Origin of the sequence: Symbiopectobacterium sp. (assembly GCF_051710365.1) — a bacterium.
Classification (GTDB): domain Bacteria; phylum Pseudomonadota; class Gammaproteobacteria; order Enterobacterales; family Enterobacteriaceae; genus Symbiopectobacterium.
The window spans coordinates 1-723 of the sequence record NZ_JBPETA010000400.1 but is presented as its reverse complement, the minus strand read 5'-3'; the positions used below and the strand labels follow the sequence as shown (position 1 = coordinate 723).

Genomic DNA, 723 nt, shown 5'->3' with positions numbered 1-723 from the left:
GATCCTCGCAACGCAAAATCATGCAGTTAGGCCTCATGAGAAAACTGTACACCTAAGATGACAAGCATTTTCTACCAAAACTGGCATAGAAAAACAGCATGATTACCTATTATTCAACAAAGCCCATATTCCTGTGAGCCGACGCTATTTAAAAAGCTTGAAAGAGAAGCTGGGTATTGCTTGATACCGACAGAAACCGCCCTCTGATAAGGATAATGGGATGAGATTCGGATACGTGTTATGCTTGACATTATTGCTTGCCAGTTGTCAAACCTCTCAGACACCGTCACCGGAAAAGTCCCATTCCCTCTGGTATAACATGGGGCTCAACGATGCCATGACAGGAAACGTGGTGAAAGACAACGATGCACTGGTGGAGTGGTCTGGCGATACGGCCATTGATCGCTCACATTACTTACGGGGTTATCAGGATGGACAAGCCACATTGTGCCATGCAAACCGACTGGAGGAACGGGGAAAAGCGGGAAAAGATTTTCCCGCCAGCTGTGATGGCACCGAGAATGCCGAGCAATTAAGACAAATTTGGCAAAAATATGCCACTCAGAATTATTAGATTGCTGTTGTGATTTAGTATTATCATATGTATTAGTCGCGACTTGATCTGACACTGGACCTTGCAAGGTTGAGAGTTACCGGTTTTGATATGGGTGTCCAATCCTTATACAAAACACGAGGTAACTCTCATGATTCATACTAACAATC

General features: G+C 44.3%; 1 protein-coding gene. It reads left to right on the top strand.

Annotation, left to right across the window (positions count from 1 at the left end; translation table 11 throughout):
• Nucleotides 1–220 precede the first annotated feature (220 nt).
• On the top strand, nucleotides 221–574 hold the full coding sequence (locus ACTBDZ_RS18295) for a DUF2799 domain-containing protein (RefSeq protein WP_438816330.1): 354 nt from the start codon (nucleotides 221–223) through the stop codon (nucleotides 572–574).
• Nucleotides 575–723 lie beyond the last annotated feature (149 nt).